Here is a 15,406-nt window from a genome sequence, read left to right as displayed (position 1 = left end):
TTGTGGCTCTCTTTCCATCGACCCTGTCTCCACCAGCCGTGACCATCAGCACTGAAGAGCGCCAATTTTTTGTGGCCATGGGCGAGCGCATCGCTCAGCTGCGCAAAGCGCGCAGCCTGCCCCAGACTCAGCTGGCCGAGGCCCTGGGCGTGGCGCAGCAGACGCTGCAGGCCTACGAGGCCGGCACGCGGCGCATCCCAGTGTCGGCGCTGCCCACGGTGGCGCGCACGCTGTCGGTGACGTTGGAGGAACTGTTCGGCAAAGGCCAGCAGGCGGCGCGTACCAGGCGCGGGCCGGTGCCCAAGTGGGAGCAGCAGATGGAGGCGATTGCGCAACTGCCCAAAGCCAGGCAGGGATTCGCCAGCGAGATGCTGGAGACGGTGTTGACCAAGCAGGAGGCGAGAACGTGATGGATCGCTCCGACCTGAGCCTGATCGGCCGTGTGCGCCGCGGTGAATTGAACTTTGAGCGGTTGGTGGAGGTGCTGTCCGAGCGAGGCTATGTGACGGATGTGGACCACGAAGAAGGCCTGGGCTTCATTCGATCAAGCGTGAACCAAACGCGCCGAGAAGATTTCGATGCGCTCTTCAAATTGCTGATGCCCGGTCGGCTCAATGACATCGAACTGATGACGACTGCCAGCAGCGAGGGCACTCACCCCGGCACACCAACTTACGCGGTGTTCAATACCAATCGCATCAGCTATGAGGACATGAGGACCTTGCTGGCCGACATGAACCGGGCAGGCGCACAGGACGAGCGACGGACCAGAGCGGCCGGCTGAACGCGCAGCACCGCAACGAAGAAGCCCTCACGAATCGCGGCCGCAGTGGTCGGGGTGGTGAGCTAGAGATTGAGACAGGCACGCATGAAGACCGACGTGATTCCCCATAACCAAATCCGCGCCATGTACGACGCCGACACCATTCGGGTTTATCAGGCGTACAGCGATGCGATTGCCGACTCGGCCCTGGCGCAGGGCCGCCTCGTCTCGCCTCCGTTCAAGCTGGAGCGCATGACGTGGATCAAACCGTCTTTTCTGTGGATGATGTACCGCGCCGGGTGGGGATTGAAGGACGAAGGCCAAAAGCGCATTCTGGCGATCGACATCACGCGCGAAGGCTTCGAGTGGGCGCTGGCGCATAGCTGTCCGAGCCACTCGCCAGAAGGTATGTCGGGCGAAGAATACGCCGCGCTCAAACAACGCTGTCCGGTGCGCGTGCAATGGGACCCGGAGCGCGATTTGCATTTGCAGCCGCTGGCACATCGGGCCATTCAGATTGGGCTGAGCAGGGAGGCTGTGCGGCTGTATGTGAACGAGTGGACGTGCAAGATCACGGAGATGACGGCGCTGGCGCACGAGGTGCAGGCATTGGTGCAGCAGGGGCAGCTTCAAAAAGCTGCCAGTAAGCTGCCGATGGAGCGGGCCTATCCTGGTCAGCAGGCTACTTGACGGGCTCCAGGGAGACGGCCATTTCGAGAGTGACTCGTGAATAATTTACTCCACCATCAGCTGCTGGCTGCCGCTTCAATTCATCCAGCGCGTAGGCGACTTCGACCAGATGGCCCATACGAAACAGGTTCACATCGTCTTCATTGCTGACGTAAATGCCTTCTGCCTGCACAGAGCCATCATCTAGCCGCAGCTCGATCTCGTTGTTCATCACCACGGATTCGTCTTGACCCACAACATACGCACGTTGAATCACGCCAGAGAGGAATCGCACGGGCATCTTCCGTTGCTCTATGTTGGCCCACCACTCGGGCGATCCGAAGAGTCCCAGCGTGCCTTTTAGGCCCATCCGTGGCTTGGCGGCATTTAGGGTCAAGGCTTGCGCCAAAGCGATTCGATCAGGGTCTGCCTTTAATTCCTCTGAGAGCAGGTACACACGCTTCATTGGAACGCCGGATTGATCGAGCTGTAGAAACATGAGTCTTTCCTTTAGCGCACACGCTCGAAGTCAACGATGCCGCGGTTGAAGATTGTGATGCCTGGACCTTGACCAAGTCCAGTATTCATCACGCCCTTTTCCACCTTAAAACGCGTGTTGGTTTGCATCCAATCGCCGCTACGCTCCACCAAACCCAGTTCTTGCGCTGCCCGCGGACCAGCAGCAATCCCTATCTCTTGCAATGCAGCCGAGGTACCCGGCTCGGTGGCAAAGCGCACGGTCACGCTCTTGTTGTCAGTGTACTTCGACGAATAACCGAAGTCAGGCGAGATGAAGGTTTCCTTAGTTGGACGTAAGACGCCAAAGTTTTCTAAGTGTTCGAAGTCCGGCCGCGACATCGACCGGTAAATGATCTCATTGCCGAATGCATCGAACTCCCGCACGGGACTCAGAGGGTTAGCCGATCGAGTCACAAGCACACCAATAGCAGTCTGTGCAGTAGGCGCAATGGTTGTGCGCCCCAGCGACTCCGGAACAGTCCCACTTCTCAGCAGCGAACTCAATGCCGTCTCAGGGCTGTCGCCAAGCGCGGCGGGCTTGCCGATCTTGCTCAGCACTCCCGCACCAGCGAAGTTCATGCCGATCTCGGCCGCATTCCACGCAGCAGCGCCATAGTTGCCCTGCTGCAAGTTGGTCGTTGCACCGAAGGCCGCCACGCCCGTCCTGGCTACAAGTCCTGGCGGCGAGGCCATCGCCCCCAGCTCGATCGCTTGAGCCGTGCTGCGCCCAGCCTGCATTTGGAAGCTGTTTGCGCGCGCCACTTCTCCGGCGGTGAGTTGTCGTGCTGGCAAGCCTCTTGTTGGCGTCAGAACCGGACCTCTAGGGATTGTCTGCAAAACGCGATTTGCGATCGCGGCTGAATGAATAGTGTGGTGGCGAGCCATTGCGGCGATCAGATCGGGCAGCCCCAGCATCGATCTGCTGCGTCAGACGCTCATCACGCGGGCTTGGCGAGCCCGATTCGAGTGCTGCAGGCGCACTCATCCCCCGGCCTGTATCAACCGCTTGCGCGCCATCCACAGGTTCGACAGCGCAAACAGCGTGACGATCTGCGCCGTGTTCTTCATCAAGCCTCGGTAGCGAACCTTCGTGAACCCGAACTGCTGCTTGATCACTCGGAACGGGTGCTCGACCTTGGCTCGGATGCTGGCCTTCATCTTCTCCACTCGCTCAGCCATGAACTCAGGCTCGATGAACGGATTCAGCAGCCTGCGCTTGCCCGGGCGCATCGCCACGTGCCAGGTCGGACCCGCAGCCTCCGCTCGCTTGTGTACGCCCTGGTAGCCCGAGTCACCGAACGCCGCGTGCTCCTGCCCATGCAAGAGCGCGCCAGCGACGTTGATGTCGCTGACGTTCGCCGCTGTCCCCACTACCGTGTGTACCAAGCCCGACGCGGCATCCACACCGATGTGCGCCTTCATCCCGAAGTACCACTGGTTGCCCTTCTTGACCTGATGCATCTCGGGATCACGTTCGCCTTCGGCGTTCTTGGTCGAGCTGGGCGCCGCGATCAAGGTGGCGTCCACAGCCGTTCCCGTGCGCAACATCAGGCCCTTGGCCTGCAAGATGTCGTTGACCACGCGCAGCATGTCGACAGCCAGGTCATGGGCTTCCAGCAGGTGACGAAACCGCAGGATGGTGGTCTCGTCGGGCAGACGGCTCACGCCGTCACCCAGACCCGCAAACTCGCGGTACAGGGGTACGTCGTGCAGCGCCTCTTCCATGGCCGGATCACTCAGCCCGAACCATTGCTGCAGATAGTGAATGCGCAGCATCGTCTCGATGGCAAAGGGCGGGCGCCCCGTCTTGGCCCGCGGGCTGTGGGGCTGGACGATCTGCACCAGTGCGCCCCACGGAACCACCCGATCCATCTCATCGAGGAACTCGCGCTTGCGCGTCTTCTTCGTCGACAGATTCAGGCCCAGGCCGAGTTGACTCGGCGGCACTACGCGTTTGGCAATCATGGGTTCAGATCATGCAAGGCCCGGGCCTGTTTTGCAGACCATCCCTAGCGATGCGCGCCTTAAGTTCATGAGCGTCGTTGCCTTGTCGTACGCGATCAGTGAACCCCGTCCTTGCGCCGCTTGGCGAAGGGGTCTAGTTGACGCTGCGGTCCCAATGACGGTAGGCCTCGATCCATTCGACGCCATGGGGCAATGGACTTGGAAGTGGTAGGTCGAGAATCGCAATTCGCTGCCGCGTCCGCCCATTGCGGCACACCGCGACGATTTGCTCGCTCGCGGTCATGTCGACCCGTTCGACGAGCACCTCGATACCGAGCACATGGGTCTTGAACGGCAATTGGAGGTTTTCCTGGATCATGGTCAGGAAGCCGACACGCTGCTCGGAGTCGTTGTACGCGTCGACGATCGCGTCCTCGATCAGTTTCCGAAGCTTGGCGCGGGACAGCTTCATGGGAGGCCATCAATGTGCAGGGGTTGGGCTACGAGGTTGGCAGCGCGATGTTCCAGGGCAACAGCGCCTCGTAGTCGTCGACGGTCTGCGCGCGCATCGATTCCGGCGCCGCGTGCAAGGGCGTGGTTTATTGACGGCTTACACAGCAAGGGCACGCGTACTTGATGCGGTGGTGCTGGAGCACGCGCAGTTGCTCCGGGATGACGTGCATCTGCTCGCTGACCTCGGCGCCGATCTCGACCAACGCGTGGCCGTCGTGCGCGCAGACACGCTCGGACTCGGGAAGCTCGTGGCGCACGATGTCGCGCGGCAGCGCCGGATCCAGCGGCTTGCGGCCGCGCTTCTTGCGCTGGTGGCCAGCGACCGGCGTCGAGTCTTCATCATCGATTTCGGCCGGCAGTGTTTGCGCGGTCGGCGCGAGCGCCTCGGCCTCGTTGAGGAACAGGTCCTTCTGGTCGGTGCTGCGGGCCTCGCTCTTGGCGGCGAAGAGCTGGCGCTGCAACGCTCGCAAACGCTCCAGCGCCAGGTCCCGTTCGGTGGTCACCACGCGCAGTTCGCCGGCGAGAGATTCGCTGCGCCGAGTGGCCTCGGCCAGGGCTTGCTGCAGGGCTGCGAATTCTTCGGCGGTAGGCATCTGAACCATTGCCTGCTTCGATCGACATGACGTGCAGGCGTTCCTCGAACATCGCATTGTCGAGGAAGATTCTGGCAACTATTTTTTCAAGCTGCCAGTGAGCACTCAAGCCACTCGCTCGTAGAAGCGACGGGGGTGCTTCTGGACCACCGCGAGATCAATGCCATCGAGCAACCAGTGCAGTTGCTCCACCGTCAACGTGGGCACGGTGGCGACATCGGGCCAGATGAACCTGTCCTGCTCGAGACGCTTCATCAACATCCAGAAGCCGTTTCGCTGTCAGCCCAGAATTTTTACGCGATCACGTCGCCGATTCCTAAAGACGTACAGCGCCTCGGCAAACGGATCCAACCCGAGGGCTTGCTCGACCAGGATCGCCAGACCGTTGAGACCGATCCGGAAGTCGATGGCCTCGCGATGCAGGTAGACCTTCAACCCTTCGTCGAAGCGGAACACCGCAGCCTCCCAAGCGCCTCGATCACTTCGCCGACGTGGCGCAGTTGGACACCGCGAAGGTCGATCGCCACGCCATTGGGCAAGCGTGCCTGAACGTCCATCGCGGCGACGATGTCGCCGCCGCCTGGGATCCCCATTGGCACCGTCGGTGGGACCGAGACCGCCACGAACGCCGCAGGCGCCGGCACCACGCTGGCAACGGCTTTGCGCGCACGACCACCGTGGCCATGCTCGCGAAGCCACCGACTTACCTGGTTGGCGTTGACACCGCACTCGCGCGCCAGGCGCGACACCGAGGCGCCTGGCTGCAGGCACCGTGCCACCAACTGCGACTTCGCGGCTTCGTCATACACGCTGCGTCCGTCGCTCTTGTGCCCCACCACCAGCCGGCGCTTGAGGTCTTCCAAATCGTCTGTCATTTACGTTCCCGCGTTCATCTACGTGGGAACGTAGCCTGTCAGGTCACAGCCTGCGGCTCAAGGACGGGGTTCGCTGACCGCATACGCCTTGTCTGCTTCTACGCTTGTCCTCGACGCCGCCATGAAGTCAATGTTGGCGAAGGGATACGAGTTTCCAGAACTTGGCGCCGGGTAGTTGGACAGCCGTGCCGCTTCGCTGGCGTCGTATGAACCGTCGTCCTCGGCCGAAGCATCGACTGTGATCTCACGTAGAGTGATCCCTGTGTCGACCACAGGGCCACCAAGCGGCATCGAGGAATTTCCGCTTGCGAGCAACGCATTGCCCCGTGCCAGCAATTCCTCTTTCGTCATCCCGCGAAACGAGCCTCCAGCCGGCACTTGGTCGTTCGGATTGAGCATGTCAAGGCTCAACCTGTTCGAGTCCACACCGCCGCTGTAGCCCGGCCCGGCGGCCAACTGCACGCCACCTGCCATCGACAGATTGGCATACGGATTGACAGGCGCGTTGCCCGCAGTGATCCAGCTGAAGTCGGGCGACTGGTTGACAGACAGGGCCGGCGAGGCCGATACCCCAGCCCAGTTGTTGTTCCGCCTGAAGAGCGCGTCAAGCTCGTTGTCGCCTTGGCCCCCACTGCTGCCCGAACTCTGCCCATTCGCCGCTGCGATGGAGTCCCCCAACGCATTGCCAAAGGCATCTCAGCTGTCTTGCAGCGTTAGTTGCAACGGGAATTACAGAAAAACGCCAGATCAGATTGGAAATTTGACGAGATCAAACAGCTCACCCCAGAACCAATCAATTATTCTAAAAATCCGACCAAGGGACCCAAAAAGGAAATTCCTTTTTCAATTAAATCTGGAAGCTCCTCCTGAGTGGGGAAGGAGTCGACATCTTCAGGCCATGCAGCGGCAATATAGGAACTCCATTCTTCAATTGGAATTTCCTTTACGCTATTCCCGACAAGATCATCAAATTTATAGCCGAGACTTTCCACGGTAAGCTTTGCCCTTTTTACTGCCGCCATAAAATCGGGAGCACTGACGTAACATGCGACAACTGCGCCCGCCAGTTCTTTGGGCAATCCGCAGCCTTCGCTGTTCAATACTCGAAGCGGGACTTCGTATAGATTATTTTCATTATTCATATTCAATAAATAGTCTTTCCTGAAGCAGGGATGATCATACTTCTTATTTGCTCTATTTGTTTCGGCCCTAGCCCATACTGATCTGGGGCCTTTGTCGGGTCCGCAATTACTGGCCGATCAGGGTACTGTCCGCGCAAATCCTCTGGCACAGCCGTCTTCCTTAGCTCATTAAGAAAAGAGCGCGGAACCTCAAAAGACCTCACCGTCCCATCGCCTGTTCTATTTATTCTCTGCTGCATAAACTCAGTAGTTTGTCATCGGGCAGGCCCGACCCCGGGGCATGAAGCGTGGGTCGTGGCTGGCGATCGATGACGCATGGTCATAGGATGGAGCTCGGCACTGCTGACGAGGTCGGCGTTTGCTTGGTGTTGCGAACCCGTTCAGTAGTTGGACCCGCAGTCCTGCGAGCACCCCGGAATGTGGCAGAGGGCGGCGACGCCCCGAAGCACGCTTAGTAGAGTTCGACGACGAGGACTGCCTGCGGTGCCCCTCAACCGTCAGGAGGTTCTCATGCAAGTGCTTTATCCGCGCTGTGCGGGCCTGGACGTGCACAAGGACACCATCGTGGCCTGCGTGCGATGCGTCTCCCCGCCCATGCATCAGGAGGTGCGCAGCTTCGGCACCACCACCACCGAATTGCTCGCGCTGGGCGATTGGCTGGCCGAGCACGACTGCACCCATGTGGCGATGGAGGCCACCGGCGTGTACTGGAAGCCGGTGTGGCACGTGCTGGAGGCTGAGTTCGAGTTGGTGCTGGCCAACGCCGCGCACATCCGCAACGTGCCCGGCCGCAAGAGCGACGTCAACGACGCGATGTGGATTGCCGATCTCTTGGCGCACGGCCTGATCCGCTCCAGCTTCGTGCCGCCGCAGGCGATCCAGCAGCTGCGCGACCTCACGCGCACCCGCAAGCAACTCGTTCGGGAGCTCTCCCAGCACTCGCTGCGCATCCAGAAGGTGCTGGAGGACGCTAACCTCAAGCTGGGCAGTGTGTTGTCGGACGTGCTGGGCAAGAGCGGCCGCGCGATGCTCGATGCCATCGTGGCCGGCCAGAGCGATCCGGCGCAACTGGCTGCGCTGGCTCAGGGCACGGCGCGCAACAAGAGCGCCGAATTGCGCGAGGCACTGCGCGGGCGCATCACCGAGCACCACCGGACCATGCTGCGGCTGCACCTGCAGGTGATCGACGCCTTGCACCACACGTTGGCCGAACTGGATGCGGCCGTGGGAAAAGCGCTGGCGCCGATCCGGCAGCGCGCCCGCCTGCTCACGACGATGCCCGGGGTCAGTGACCTGACGGCCAGTGTCGTGGTGGCGGAGATCGGCGTGGACATGTCGCGCTTCCCCACTGCCGGGCATCTGATCTCCTGGGCAGGCCTGTGCCCGCGCAGCGACGAGAGCGCCGGCAAGCGCCGATCCACCCGCGTTCGCAAGAGTGGCACCTGGATCAAGACCACCCTGGTGACCGCCGCCTGGGCCGCGGTGCGCGTCAAGTCCAGCTACCTGCGAGCGCAGTTCCTGCGTATCAAGGCACGTCGCGGAGCCAAGAAGGCCATCCTCGCGGTGGCCGCCTCGATGCTCACCGCCGCGTACCACATGCTTCGTGACGGCACCGAGTACAACGACCTCGGCTGCGAGCACTTCGACCGCCAGGATCGCACCAAAACCATCCGTCGCCTCATGAAACGACTTCAAGATCTCGGCTGCGAGGTCCCTGTACTGGCTCATACGGGGTAGCGCTTCTTAGTAGCTCTCGCAGCATCGAATCCAACGTATAAGTTCCTCTCTGCGCCACGTCCTTTTTGAGTAAGTGCCTCAGGAATGGTCACATTATTCTCGGCATCGATAAATACTCTCTGTGAGCGAGCGCCAGGAGTTTTTCCCTCTGCCCGATAGACGATTACGTTGTCAGGTGCAACAGTAGTTTGTGCTCCTGAATACGCCGTGACGCGCCCAGCGAGGCCCGCTCGAGCCACGAGCAAGCCATCGGCAGCCGTCCCCAACCCCAACGCGGCTTGCTGCGCCCGCGCATCCCCTCCAAGCAGCGTTGTAGCCCCAACGGCAATAGCCCCTAGGCGCGCGTCATGACCGAGCCGATGCCGGCAAACCAGAATGAAAGCGCCACCAGGCCAACCAGGATCTTCACCGGAATGCCCATGGTGAACATGTTCATCTGCGGCAGGTTGCGGCCCACAACGCCCAAAGCAAACTCCACCAGCAGGATGCAGAACACCACCGGTGCCGCCAGCGCAAAGCCCAGGCTGAAGAGTCCCGCCGCCTGCTTCAGCACCGGAGCAACCGCATGTCCGATAGACCAGGAAGCGCCCACGGGGAAGCGCTCCAGGCTGTAGCTGATGCCCCGCAGCAGCGCGTGATGCCCGTTGAGAAGAAAGAACACCAGGACCGCGAGGTAGTTGAAGGCCGACGTCAGCACCGGAATGGGGCGCTGCGTCACCGGATCGATGACTTGCGCAATGCCGAAACCCAATTGAACGTCCAGCAACTGCCCCGCGATGGAAAACGCCCCAAAGGCCAGCAGGATCCCGAGGCCGAGCGTGGCGCCCAGCGCAAGCTCAGCCAGGGCTGAGAACAGCAGTTCGCTCCAGCCCATCCATGCGCCAACCGGGGCTGAAAGACCGAAAGCCAGCGCTATAGACAACCCCAGGACCAGCAGCATGCGCACCGAAGCCGGCAGCGGCACCGCATAGAAAATGGGTGTCATGGCAAACGTTGCAGCCACGCGCAAGGCCAAAAGCCCGACAAAGGCCAGCCATGTGCCACCGATCTCGGGCGCAAGGACTGCGGCCGCAGATTGCAATTGCAGGGGGTTCACAACGAGTTCGCAAATCAGAACATCGAAGGAATGCCGCTCCAGAGCTGCACGGTGAATTGAGTCAGCTTACGGAGCATCCAGGGTCCGGCAAGAATCATTACCGCGCCTGCGGTAAAGAGCTTGGGGACGAATGTCAATGACATTTCCTGGATCTGGGTCACGACCTGCAGCACGCTGACTGCCACCCCTACCAGCATCGTCAATCCGAGCACGGGAAGGCATAGCAGAAGCCCTGTCCAGAACAGATCGGACATCATCTTCAAGGCCAAATCAGCGTGCATGCGCCCCCCGGAACTCAAGCTTTAGGGCACAGAGCCCTCACAATTGAAAAGTATTGATACAAGTCTATGGGGAAACGGCACCAGGATGCTCAGTTGCAGCCGGGGAGCGGAAAAAAGAACTCACATAAGTCTCTTTTTTGCCAAATAAGTCCCTAATGAGAGGGATTCATGCTCCTGTTCCTTGCATTGATTTAATGCTTTTTTAGTAAGTTCCACTTTCATAGCGAACATGCGTATTGAATGGCGCATGCTCGGGTCGCACCACTCCAGAATTTCCAGCCCAATGGCTGCAGTGGCCTCCGCCCGTGGGCCTCGCAGAGGATCCGCCAAACTCCCAAACGAACTGAAGCAAGAAACACAACGATGAAGGCGAAATCATTCAGTCGCCGTCCTCGGTGCGCAGCATGACTTCGGCGCGCTTGTACTTGGATAGCGTCAAGCAGCATGGCCGGCGAGCAATGCGTGGTGCTCTCGCTCGGCGGCACATGACTTCCGCCTTCGTACTGGTCGGCATCTTCCGCGACACGGTCCCCGCCAATGGCAGCAGCGGCGACGTTGAGCGCACCACCTACCCTGATGGCGCGATCATCGAATACGACCATGCGGCGCATGCGCTGAAAGCCACGCTGCCCGGCGGCGGCCCCGCTGACATCACCGTGCCCGATTCGGTCAGGGTGCATTGCAAGACCGCCGATGCGACGGCCAGCGAAAACGCCAAGGTGCACTCGCAGCTCACCGACACGGTCGGCATGGCTGGCTCCGGCGCCGACCTGGCGGCAAGACCGCGCAGATCAACGGCGACATGGTGTTCATCAACGGCAACGGCCTGGCGACGGACGGCGGCCCATCGTCGCTGGCAACATCAGCCTCCTGCACCGCCGGACGTCCGGCGTCCTCAAGGGTGACGACCTCAGCGACGCGCGTGTGCCATCAGCGCGCCCACTCGCCCACTGGCAAGCCGCTGGACGACATCGAGCATCTGCGCCAGAGCGCGGCCGACATCCTGGGCATGCCCATCGACAGCCGCCTGATGCGGCGCACCTACGGCAGCCAGTTCCCCGAGCTGATCGACCAGCCCGACAACGGCGCCACGCGTGAGCGTGCCCGCTCGGCCGTCGCCGGCGCGCTCATGCAGCCTGCGCCTCTCGCGCGTGCAACTCTCAGGGGGCACGCGGCCTGGCCAGGTGGTGCTCGATCTCGGGGGAAAACACCATCCACCGGCACAGCCGCTGATCGGCCGCCGGAGGCGGGAACCGATAACCACCACCGCTTGTCAACCCAGCGGCCGCGCGGCCTGCACGAGCCGAGGGAAGCCGCTATGGGCAGCTGTGAGCCAAGCCATTCCGGATGGATGCACGACGCGATCAAGCGGCCGCCGTACACCACGAGCGGTCCACCTGCCGAGATGCCGGCGTTCGCGCCGGCGCACCCCTTGGGCGACCAGACGATGCGCGCCATGGTCAGGTCCGTCGGCTGCAGCCCGAAGCGCCGGGTGGCGCTGCTGCGTGACGCCGACGGGCCGGCGCGCGCGGCCCATCGACGACGATCACAGGATCTCGACCAGCCGCTGCTGCACCTCTGGCGGCCATCTGCTGCGACCGCGAGCCCTGACTCGTGCAAGGGGTGGCCCGCGTCTGTTTGCTGCTCCTGACTTTACGGGGCGAAGCGCTCCTGTCCAGTGGCGCGTCGCGAAGATTGCCCCTCTTCATCCATGACTTCCGTCCTGAGAAGCTCATCTCGACGAACGCACCCCAGAAGTCCACCCTGCCGCGTCTCTATTGAAGGGAGACAGAGGTCGGCGAAATCCAACAGGGCGAGGATCGGAAGGCATCCGGGTCCCGCGGGAAGGCCCCGGAGCGCCCCGCTCCGCTCAGTTCATTCGGCGCAGGTGCGTGACGGGCGAGTTCGAGTAGCCGTCCGGGTCATCGATCCACCGCTGAAGCGCGGCTCGCGGCCATCCACTGGCGCGCCCTCCCAAATGCACGGGAGGCGGGAACTTGCCCTCGGCGATCCGCCGGTACACGGTGGTACGACTCAGCGCAGTGATCCGGATCACATCGGCCATGCGAAAGAATGCAGGGCCGGCCGCCGACTGAACATCAACATCGCCGCGGTTGGCATGGGGTTCGATATGCATGACAAATCCTCGAAAAAGAGCCCGACCCTCAAGGCGGCTTGCGTTTGAAGAGGAATGCCTTCCTTGGAGAACTCGGGCGGAGCACAAACGCTCGTGCAGAGGGCAGCGCAGCAGCGCCATTCCGCCACACGTCACCAGCATTCCGCTGCCTTCCCCGTCCCGGGTGGTGTTTTTTGGCAGGGTTCGGCGAGCGTGCAATCAAGTCCACGGGCGGTCAACTGTCAGTTCCGACAGGGTGTGTGGGAACCTGCGATGGGCCGAGCCCGAAGCCGATGTGGATCTCGATTGTTTGATGTTTCGGTATGCGTCCGCCCAAGCCATCTTGAATTGACCGGAGCGCCGTAAGATGCTCCGCGAAGATGGGCCGGTGGGGCGAGCGCCGATGCTTTGGAGAACGGAAATGCAGGCAACAGAGATCGAACACTTTTACCTCGCGTATATCGCTTGTCTGAATGCGCAAGATTGGTCTCGCCTTGCCGACTTCGTTGAGGTCGATGTGCGTCACAACGACCGCCCACTCGGTGTGGCGGGCTATCGGGTGATGTTTCAAAACGACTTCGCAAATATTCCTGATCTTCGCTACGAGGTTGAGCTATTGGTCGTCAATACAAACTGCGTGGGCGGCCGACTTCGATTCGACTGCTCGCCTCGAGGCAAGTTCTTGGGTCTGCCCGTCAACGGCAAGAGGGTCGTATTTTCGGAGAACGTGTTCTACGAACTTCGCGATGACAAGATCGCTCGGGTCTGGTCCGTCGTTGACAAGGCAGCAATTGAAGCGCAGCCTTTAGAAGCTCGAAGTCAATCATTGCCGCGAGCGGTGCTGCCCTGAGGTTTTGGGCTTATGCGTCCAATAACTCCCCTCGACGCCGGGCGTCAGCGTTCAGGTCGCGGCCGATCGGCGGTATGGCAGCAGGTCCGTCATTGCCGACGCGGTCTGCGTCGGCAGTCGTTCCAGCACATCCTTGAGATACGCATGGGCTCCAGCCCGTTGAGCCGAGCCGTTTGCATCAGGCTCATGATGGCCTCCAACCGGAACAGCGGTTGGTGGGTAAGCGTGGCCTCAAGCTTTCAATTACCCACAAGTCTGGCGTCTCGGCGGTGCACGGAATGATCGAGATTCCCGTTATTCCTCGCGAGAGGACTCTGGCAACGGGAACGGATTCTCGTGCGCGACGCCACGGTTGTTGCGGCTCGGCTCCATCCGGTAGTGAGCGCACAGCGCGTCATAGCGCGTGGTCAGTCCTCGCGTGCATGCCGGTCCAGGTTGCGGAACGCCGCAGACAGGCTGTCGCTGCGATGCTCGCGCGGTGCGCCGCCAAGGATCCACAGCGCGTTCTGCAGCCCCCCGGCCAGCGCGACATAGCTCTCGCCACCAAGGATCACGTGGGCATGCTCGAAGCCTGAGCAGGCCAGCCGGAAGTAGTAGAGGCGATGCTCCAACGGCACGCCGGCCACCGTGATGACGAGGTCGCCCATCTCGGTGAAGTCCGACAGTCCCATACGGCCCGCCTCGTGCACCTGCCGGAAGATCACTTCGCGTTCCTCACCGTGCAATGCGCGCCACGCTCGACTCCGGCGCTCCAGCGTTCGACGAACCCCGGCTGCCAGATCTTGGTGGCGCCGCTTCAACTGGTCGAATATCGCGACAGGCCGAATTCCGGGAGCCGATTCGAGCAGCGGTACGACCTCGGCGTCAAAGATGTCGGCAAGAGGATCTGGCCGACGCCGACCGCGCCACCCGGGCGACAAGCCATGCGCGCGAGTTCCAACGCGGAGATACCGCGACCTTCGACGACCGAGACGGTCGCAACATCACCGGAGTGATCGTGCGCATTAACCAACGCACGGCCACCCTCGCCACCGGTGATGGGGTGACTTGGCGGGTCCCATTCCATGCGCTGCGCCAAGTGCTCGACGTCTGAGCATCGCCGATCTGTTCAACCAGTCGTGAGCGTCCAGTCATCCCATCTTGACCGGCCGCAAGCGGGTCACTTGGACTGCAACTGCGCTCCAACGTAGGCAACGCACTCTACGAGGTTAAGGGCGGCCAGCAACAAGAACTTCTCGGCGTCAGTTCTCACGCGCAGCAGGTCGTGCTGGCCAAGGTGGCCGTACACGAACGCCAACAAGTAGCGCTCGGGGTGGTCGACGCAGAACTTTGTGATCATCTGCGCAACGAAGTCTGGTGGCACGCCCCCGGTGAACTGCATCGTCGCCGTCAGCCGCTGCAAGCAGGTTTCCTGGACGTCTTCAGAGATCGTCGGCAAGGCGTGCCCGCAGTGCTTCATGGCCTGGAATAAGACCAGCAGAACGTGGATCGGCACCTCAAGCTGCAGCATGATCTGCGTTTCTGCTTGGCATCGGGACGGCTTGTAAAAGCCGCAAAGACGGCGCCGGAGGGACTTTATCGCGGCGGCTCTTGCTCGCATCACACCAGCGTCGGTCATCGTCTCGGCCTCCGGCCCACTCCAATGACCTTCGATCGGTGCTCCTCTTAATCTTTCAACGGCATCGCTACTCCGAGTTCGTCTAGCACCTGCCGCAGTTCGTCTTCGGTGACGGCGTAATGCTTCTTGAAGTAGGCCACGGTACCTGTTACGCCAGACAATGTCGTTCGCTGGTCCTGCGCCGCAACCGCAAGATACAGCCCGATCTTGCCGGGCCAAGACTTCTGCAACTTGGCGGCGGTCAGTCTCTTTTCATGTGGCACCACAAACTGAGGCCATGGCGCGAACTTCTGGCGACTTAGATCCACTTCGAAGAATCGACACATGTCTAGCGTAGCCTGCGTGAAATCGCAATCCACGATGCTGCCTAGCCGATTGAACTTTTCAAACACCGGATGATCGGGACGACTGCGTCCGAAATCTGCATCTTTTATTCCCCCTTTAAAAATGCAGTTTTCAAATTCAGATCCAAAAAACACCGAGCGTTTTCTTTTTTTATTGACTTCAATGACACAATTATCCAGTTGACAATCTAGAAATCCGTCTTCGCCATTTGGCGAATCAATTAAAATATTGCAGTTTTCTAGCTGGCAATTGACAATGGAAAGCAGATGCCGACCATCAATTTTAAGCGTCTCATTTTTCAAATGACGCTCTCGAATAATTGCGTCATCGTCAGAAATCAGCATT

General features: G+C 60.9%; 19 protein-coding genes and 4 pseudogenes. 7 read left to right on the top strand and 16 right to left on the bottom strand.

Annotated elements, in window-relative coordinates; all coding sequences use genetic code 11:
* The first annotated feature begins 38 nt into the window (after positions 1–38).
* From ACAM58_RS11290 to ACAM58_RS11280, 3 genes are all read left to right on the top strand, one after another.
* On the top strand, positions 39–410 hold the full coding sequence (locus tag ACAM58_RS11290; protein ID WP_049826085.1) for a helix-turn-helix transcriptional regulator: 372 nt from the start codon (positions 39–41) through the stop codon (positions 408–410).
* Positions 410–784, top strand: coding sequence for a hypothetical protein (locus ACAM58_RS11285; RefSeq protein WP_012747411.1), 375 nt, complete (start codon positions 410–412; stop codon positions 782–784). The genes ACAM58_RS11290 and ACAM58_RS11285 overlap by 1 nt, the downstream gene beginning before the upstream one ends.
* An 84-nt stretch (positions 785–868) precedes the next feature.
* Positions 869–1,453, top strand: coding sequence for a DUF4291 domain-containing protein (locus ACAM58_RS11280; protein ID WP_369664452.1), 585 nt, complete (start codon positions 869–871; stop codon positions 1,451–1,453).
* Here ACAM58_RS11280 and ACAM58_RS11275 read toward each other — a convergent pair.
* The 9 genes and pseudogenes from ACAM58_RS11275 to ACAM58_RS11235 all read right to left on the bottom strand — a co-directional run bounded on the left by ACAM58_RS11275 (position 1,446) and on the right by ACAM58_RS11235 (position 7,024).
* A complete protein-coding gene (locus ACAM58_RS11275; RefSeq protein WP_012747409.1) occupies positions 1,446–1,931 on the bottom strand; it encodes a hypothetical protein in 486 nt (161 codons plus the stop codon). The genes ACAM58_RS11280 and ACAM58_RS11275 overlap by 8 nt on opposite strands.
* Positions 1,932–1,942: 11 nt before the next feature.
* Positions 1,943–2,866: a hypothetical protein gene (locus ACAM58_RS11270; RefSeq protein WP_012747408.1), complete on the bottom strand. Its 924-nt coding sequence runs from the start codon at positions 2,864–2,866 to the stop codon at positions 1,943–1,945.
* 66 nt (positions 2,867–2,932) lie between these two features.
* Positions 2,933–3,916, bottom strand: coding sequence for an IS5 family transposase (locus ACAM58_RS11265; RefSeq protein WP_012747407.1), 984 nt, complete (start codon positions 3,914–3,916; stop codon positions 2,933–2,935).
* A gap of 133 nt (positions 3,917–4,049) precedes the next feature.
* On the bottom strand, positions 4,050–4,367 hold the full coding sequence (locus ACAM58_RS11260; RefSeq protein ID WP_012747406.1) for a calcium-binding protein: 318 nt from the start codon (positions 4,365–4,367) through the stop codon (positions 4,050–4,052).
* A gap of 142 nt (positions 4,368–4,509) precedes the next feature.
* A pseudogene (locus ACAM58_RS11255) lies at positions 4,510–5,010 on the bottom strand (IS66 family transposase zinc-finger binding domain-containing protein); the annotation flags it as partial.
* A 96-nt stretch (positions 5,011–5,106) separates the two neighbouring features.
* Positions 5,107–5,457: pseudogene (gene tnpB, locus ACAM58_RS11250) on the bottom strand (IS66 family insertion sequence element accessory protein TnpB).
* Positions 5,433–5,876 (bottom strand): transposase, encoded by a 444-nt coding sequence (locus ACAM58_RS11245; protein WP_012747404.1) that lies wholly within the window; start codon positions 5,874–5,876, stop codon positions 5,433–5,435. Before ACAM58_RS11245 ends, tnpB begins: the two are co-directional and overlap by 25 nt.
* A 57-nt stretch (positions 5,877–5,933) precedes the next feature.
* Positions 5,934–6,554 carry a hypothetical protein gene (locus tag ACAM58_RS11240; protein ID WP_150106769.1) on the bottom strand — a complete coding sequence of 207 codons (621 nt, stop codon included), beginning with the start codon at positions 6,552–6,554 and terminating at the stop codon, positions 5,934–5,936.
* Positions 6,555–6,673: 119 nt separating this feature from the next.
* Positions 6,674–7,024, bottom strand: a complete 351-nt coding sequence (locus ACAM58_RS11235) for a hypothetical protein (RefSeq protein WP_167313226.1) — start codon at positions 7,022–7,024, stop codon at positions 6,674–6,676.
* A gap of 504 nt (positions 7,025–7,528) precedes the next feature.
* Between ACAM58_RS11235 and ACAM58_RS11230 the strand changes: the two genes are divergently transcribed.
* The gene (locus tag ACAM58_RS11230; RefSeq protein WP_015866363.1) at positions 7,529–8,755 is read left to right on the top strand and encodes an IS110 family transposase; all 1,227 of its coding nucleotides are present in this window, start codon (positions 7,529–7,531) and stop codon (positions 8,753–8,755) included.
* 334 nt (positions 8,756–9,089) lie between these two features.
* Here ACAM58_RS11230 and ACAM58_RS11225 read toward each other — a convergent pair whose 3' ends face one another.
* The gene (locus tag ACAM58_RS11225; protein ID WP_369664451.1) at positions 9,090–9,851 is read right to left on the bottom strand and encodes a flagellar biosynthetic protein FliR; all 762 of its coding nucleotides are present in this window, start codon (positions 9,849–9,851) and stop codon (positions 9,090–9,092) included.
* A gap of 14 nt (positions 9,852–9,865) precedes the next feature.
* On the bottom strand, positions 9,866–10,108 hold the full coding sequence (locus tag ACAM58_RS11220) for a flagellar biosynthetic protein FliQ (protein WP_319441726.1): 243 nt from the start codon (positions 10,106–10,108) through the stop codon (positions 9,866–9,868).
* Between the two features lie 509 nt (positions 10,109–10,617).
* Here ACAM58_RS11220 and ACAM58_RS11215 point away from each other — a divergent pair.
* Together ACAM58_RS11215 and ACAM58_RS11210 are read left to right on the top strand one after the other, a co-directional pair.
* Complete coding sequence (locus ACAM58_RS11215) at positions 10,618–11,037, top strand: hypothetical protein (RefSeq protein ID WP_369664450.1); 420 nt, start codon at positions 10,618–10,620, stop codon at positions 11,035–11,037.
* Positions 10,935–11,783 (top strand): hypothetical protein, encoded by an 849-nt coding sequence (locus ACAM58_RS11210; RefSeq protein ID WP_369664449.1) that lies wholly within the window; start codon positions 10,935–10,937, stop codon positions 11,781–11,783. Before ACAM58_RS11215 ends, ACAM58_RS11210 begins: the two co-directional genes overlap by 103 nt.
* 219 nt (positions 11,784–12,002) lie before the next feature.
* On the opposite strand, the gene ACAM58_RS11205 is transcribed toward ACAM58_RS11210, so the two are convergent.
* A complete protein-coding gene (locus tag ACAM58_RS11205; protein WP_369664448.1) occupies positions 12,003–12,269 on the bottom strand; it encodes a helix-turn-helix transcriptional regulator in 267 nt (88 codons plus the stop codon).
* A gap of 400 nt (positions 12,270–12,669) precedes the next feature.
* On the opposite strand from ACAM58_RS11205, the gene ACAM58_RS11200 reads away from it, so the two are divergent.
* Positions 12,670–13,098, top strand: a complete 429-nt coding sequence (locus ACAM58_RS11200; RefSeq protein WP_369664487.1) for an ester cyclase — start codon at positions 12,670–12,672, stop codon at positions 13,096–13,098.
* Between the two features lie 51 nt (positions 13,099–13,149).
* On the opposite strand, the pseudogene ACAM58_RS11195 reads toward ACAM58_RS11200, so the two are convergent.
* The 4 genes and pseudogenes from ACAM58_RS11195 to ACAM58_RS11180 form a co-directional block, all read right to left on the bottom strand.
* Positions 13,150–13,292, bottom strand: a pseudogene (locus ACAM58_RS11195) (transposase domain-containing protein); the annotation flags it as partial.
* A 136-nt stretch (positions 13,293–13,428) separates the two neighbouring features.
* Positions 13,429–14,003: pseudogene (locus ACAM58_RS11190) on the bottom strand (IS21 family transposase); the annotation flags it as partial.
* A 254-nt stretch (positions 14,004–14,257) separates the two neighbouring features.
* Positions 14,258–14,716 (bottom strand): hypothetical protein, encoded by a 459-nt coding sequence (locus ACAM58_RS11185; RefSeq protein WP_369664447.1) that lies wholly within the window; start codon positions 14,714–14,716, stop codon positions 14,258–14,260.
* Between the two features lie 47 nt (positions 14,717–14,763).
* A complete protein-coding gene (locus ACAM58_RS11180) occupies positions 14,764–15,405 on the bottom strand; it encodes a hypothetical protein (RefSeq protein WP_369664446.1) in 642 nt (213 codons plus the stop codon).
* Position 15,406: the final 1 nt, after the last annotated feature.

The sequence above is a fragment of the Variovorax sp. V116 genome, assembly GCF_041154435.1.
Classification (GTDB): Bacteria; Pseudomonadota; Gammaproteobacteria; order Burkholderiales; family Burkholderiaceae_C; genus Variovorax; species Variovorax paradoxus.
Note: the sequence above shows the minus strand (reverse complement) of the source record. Positions and strands in the feature narration are given on the sequence as shown.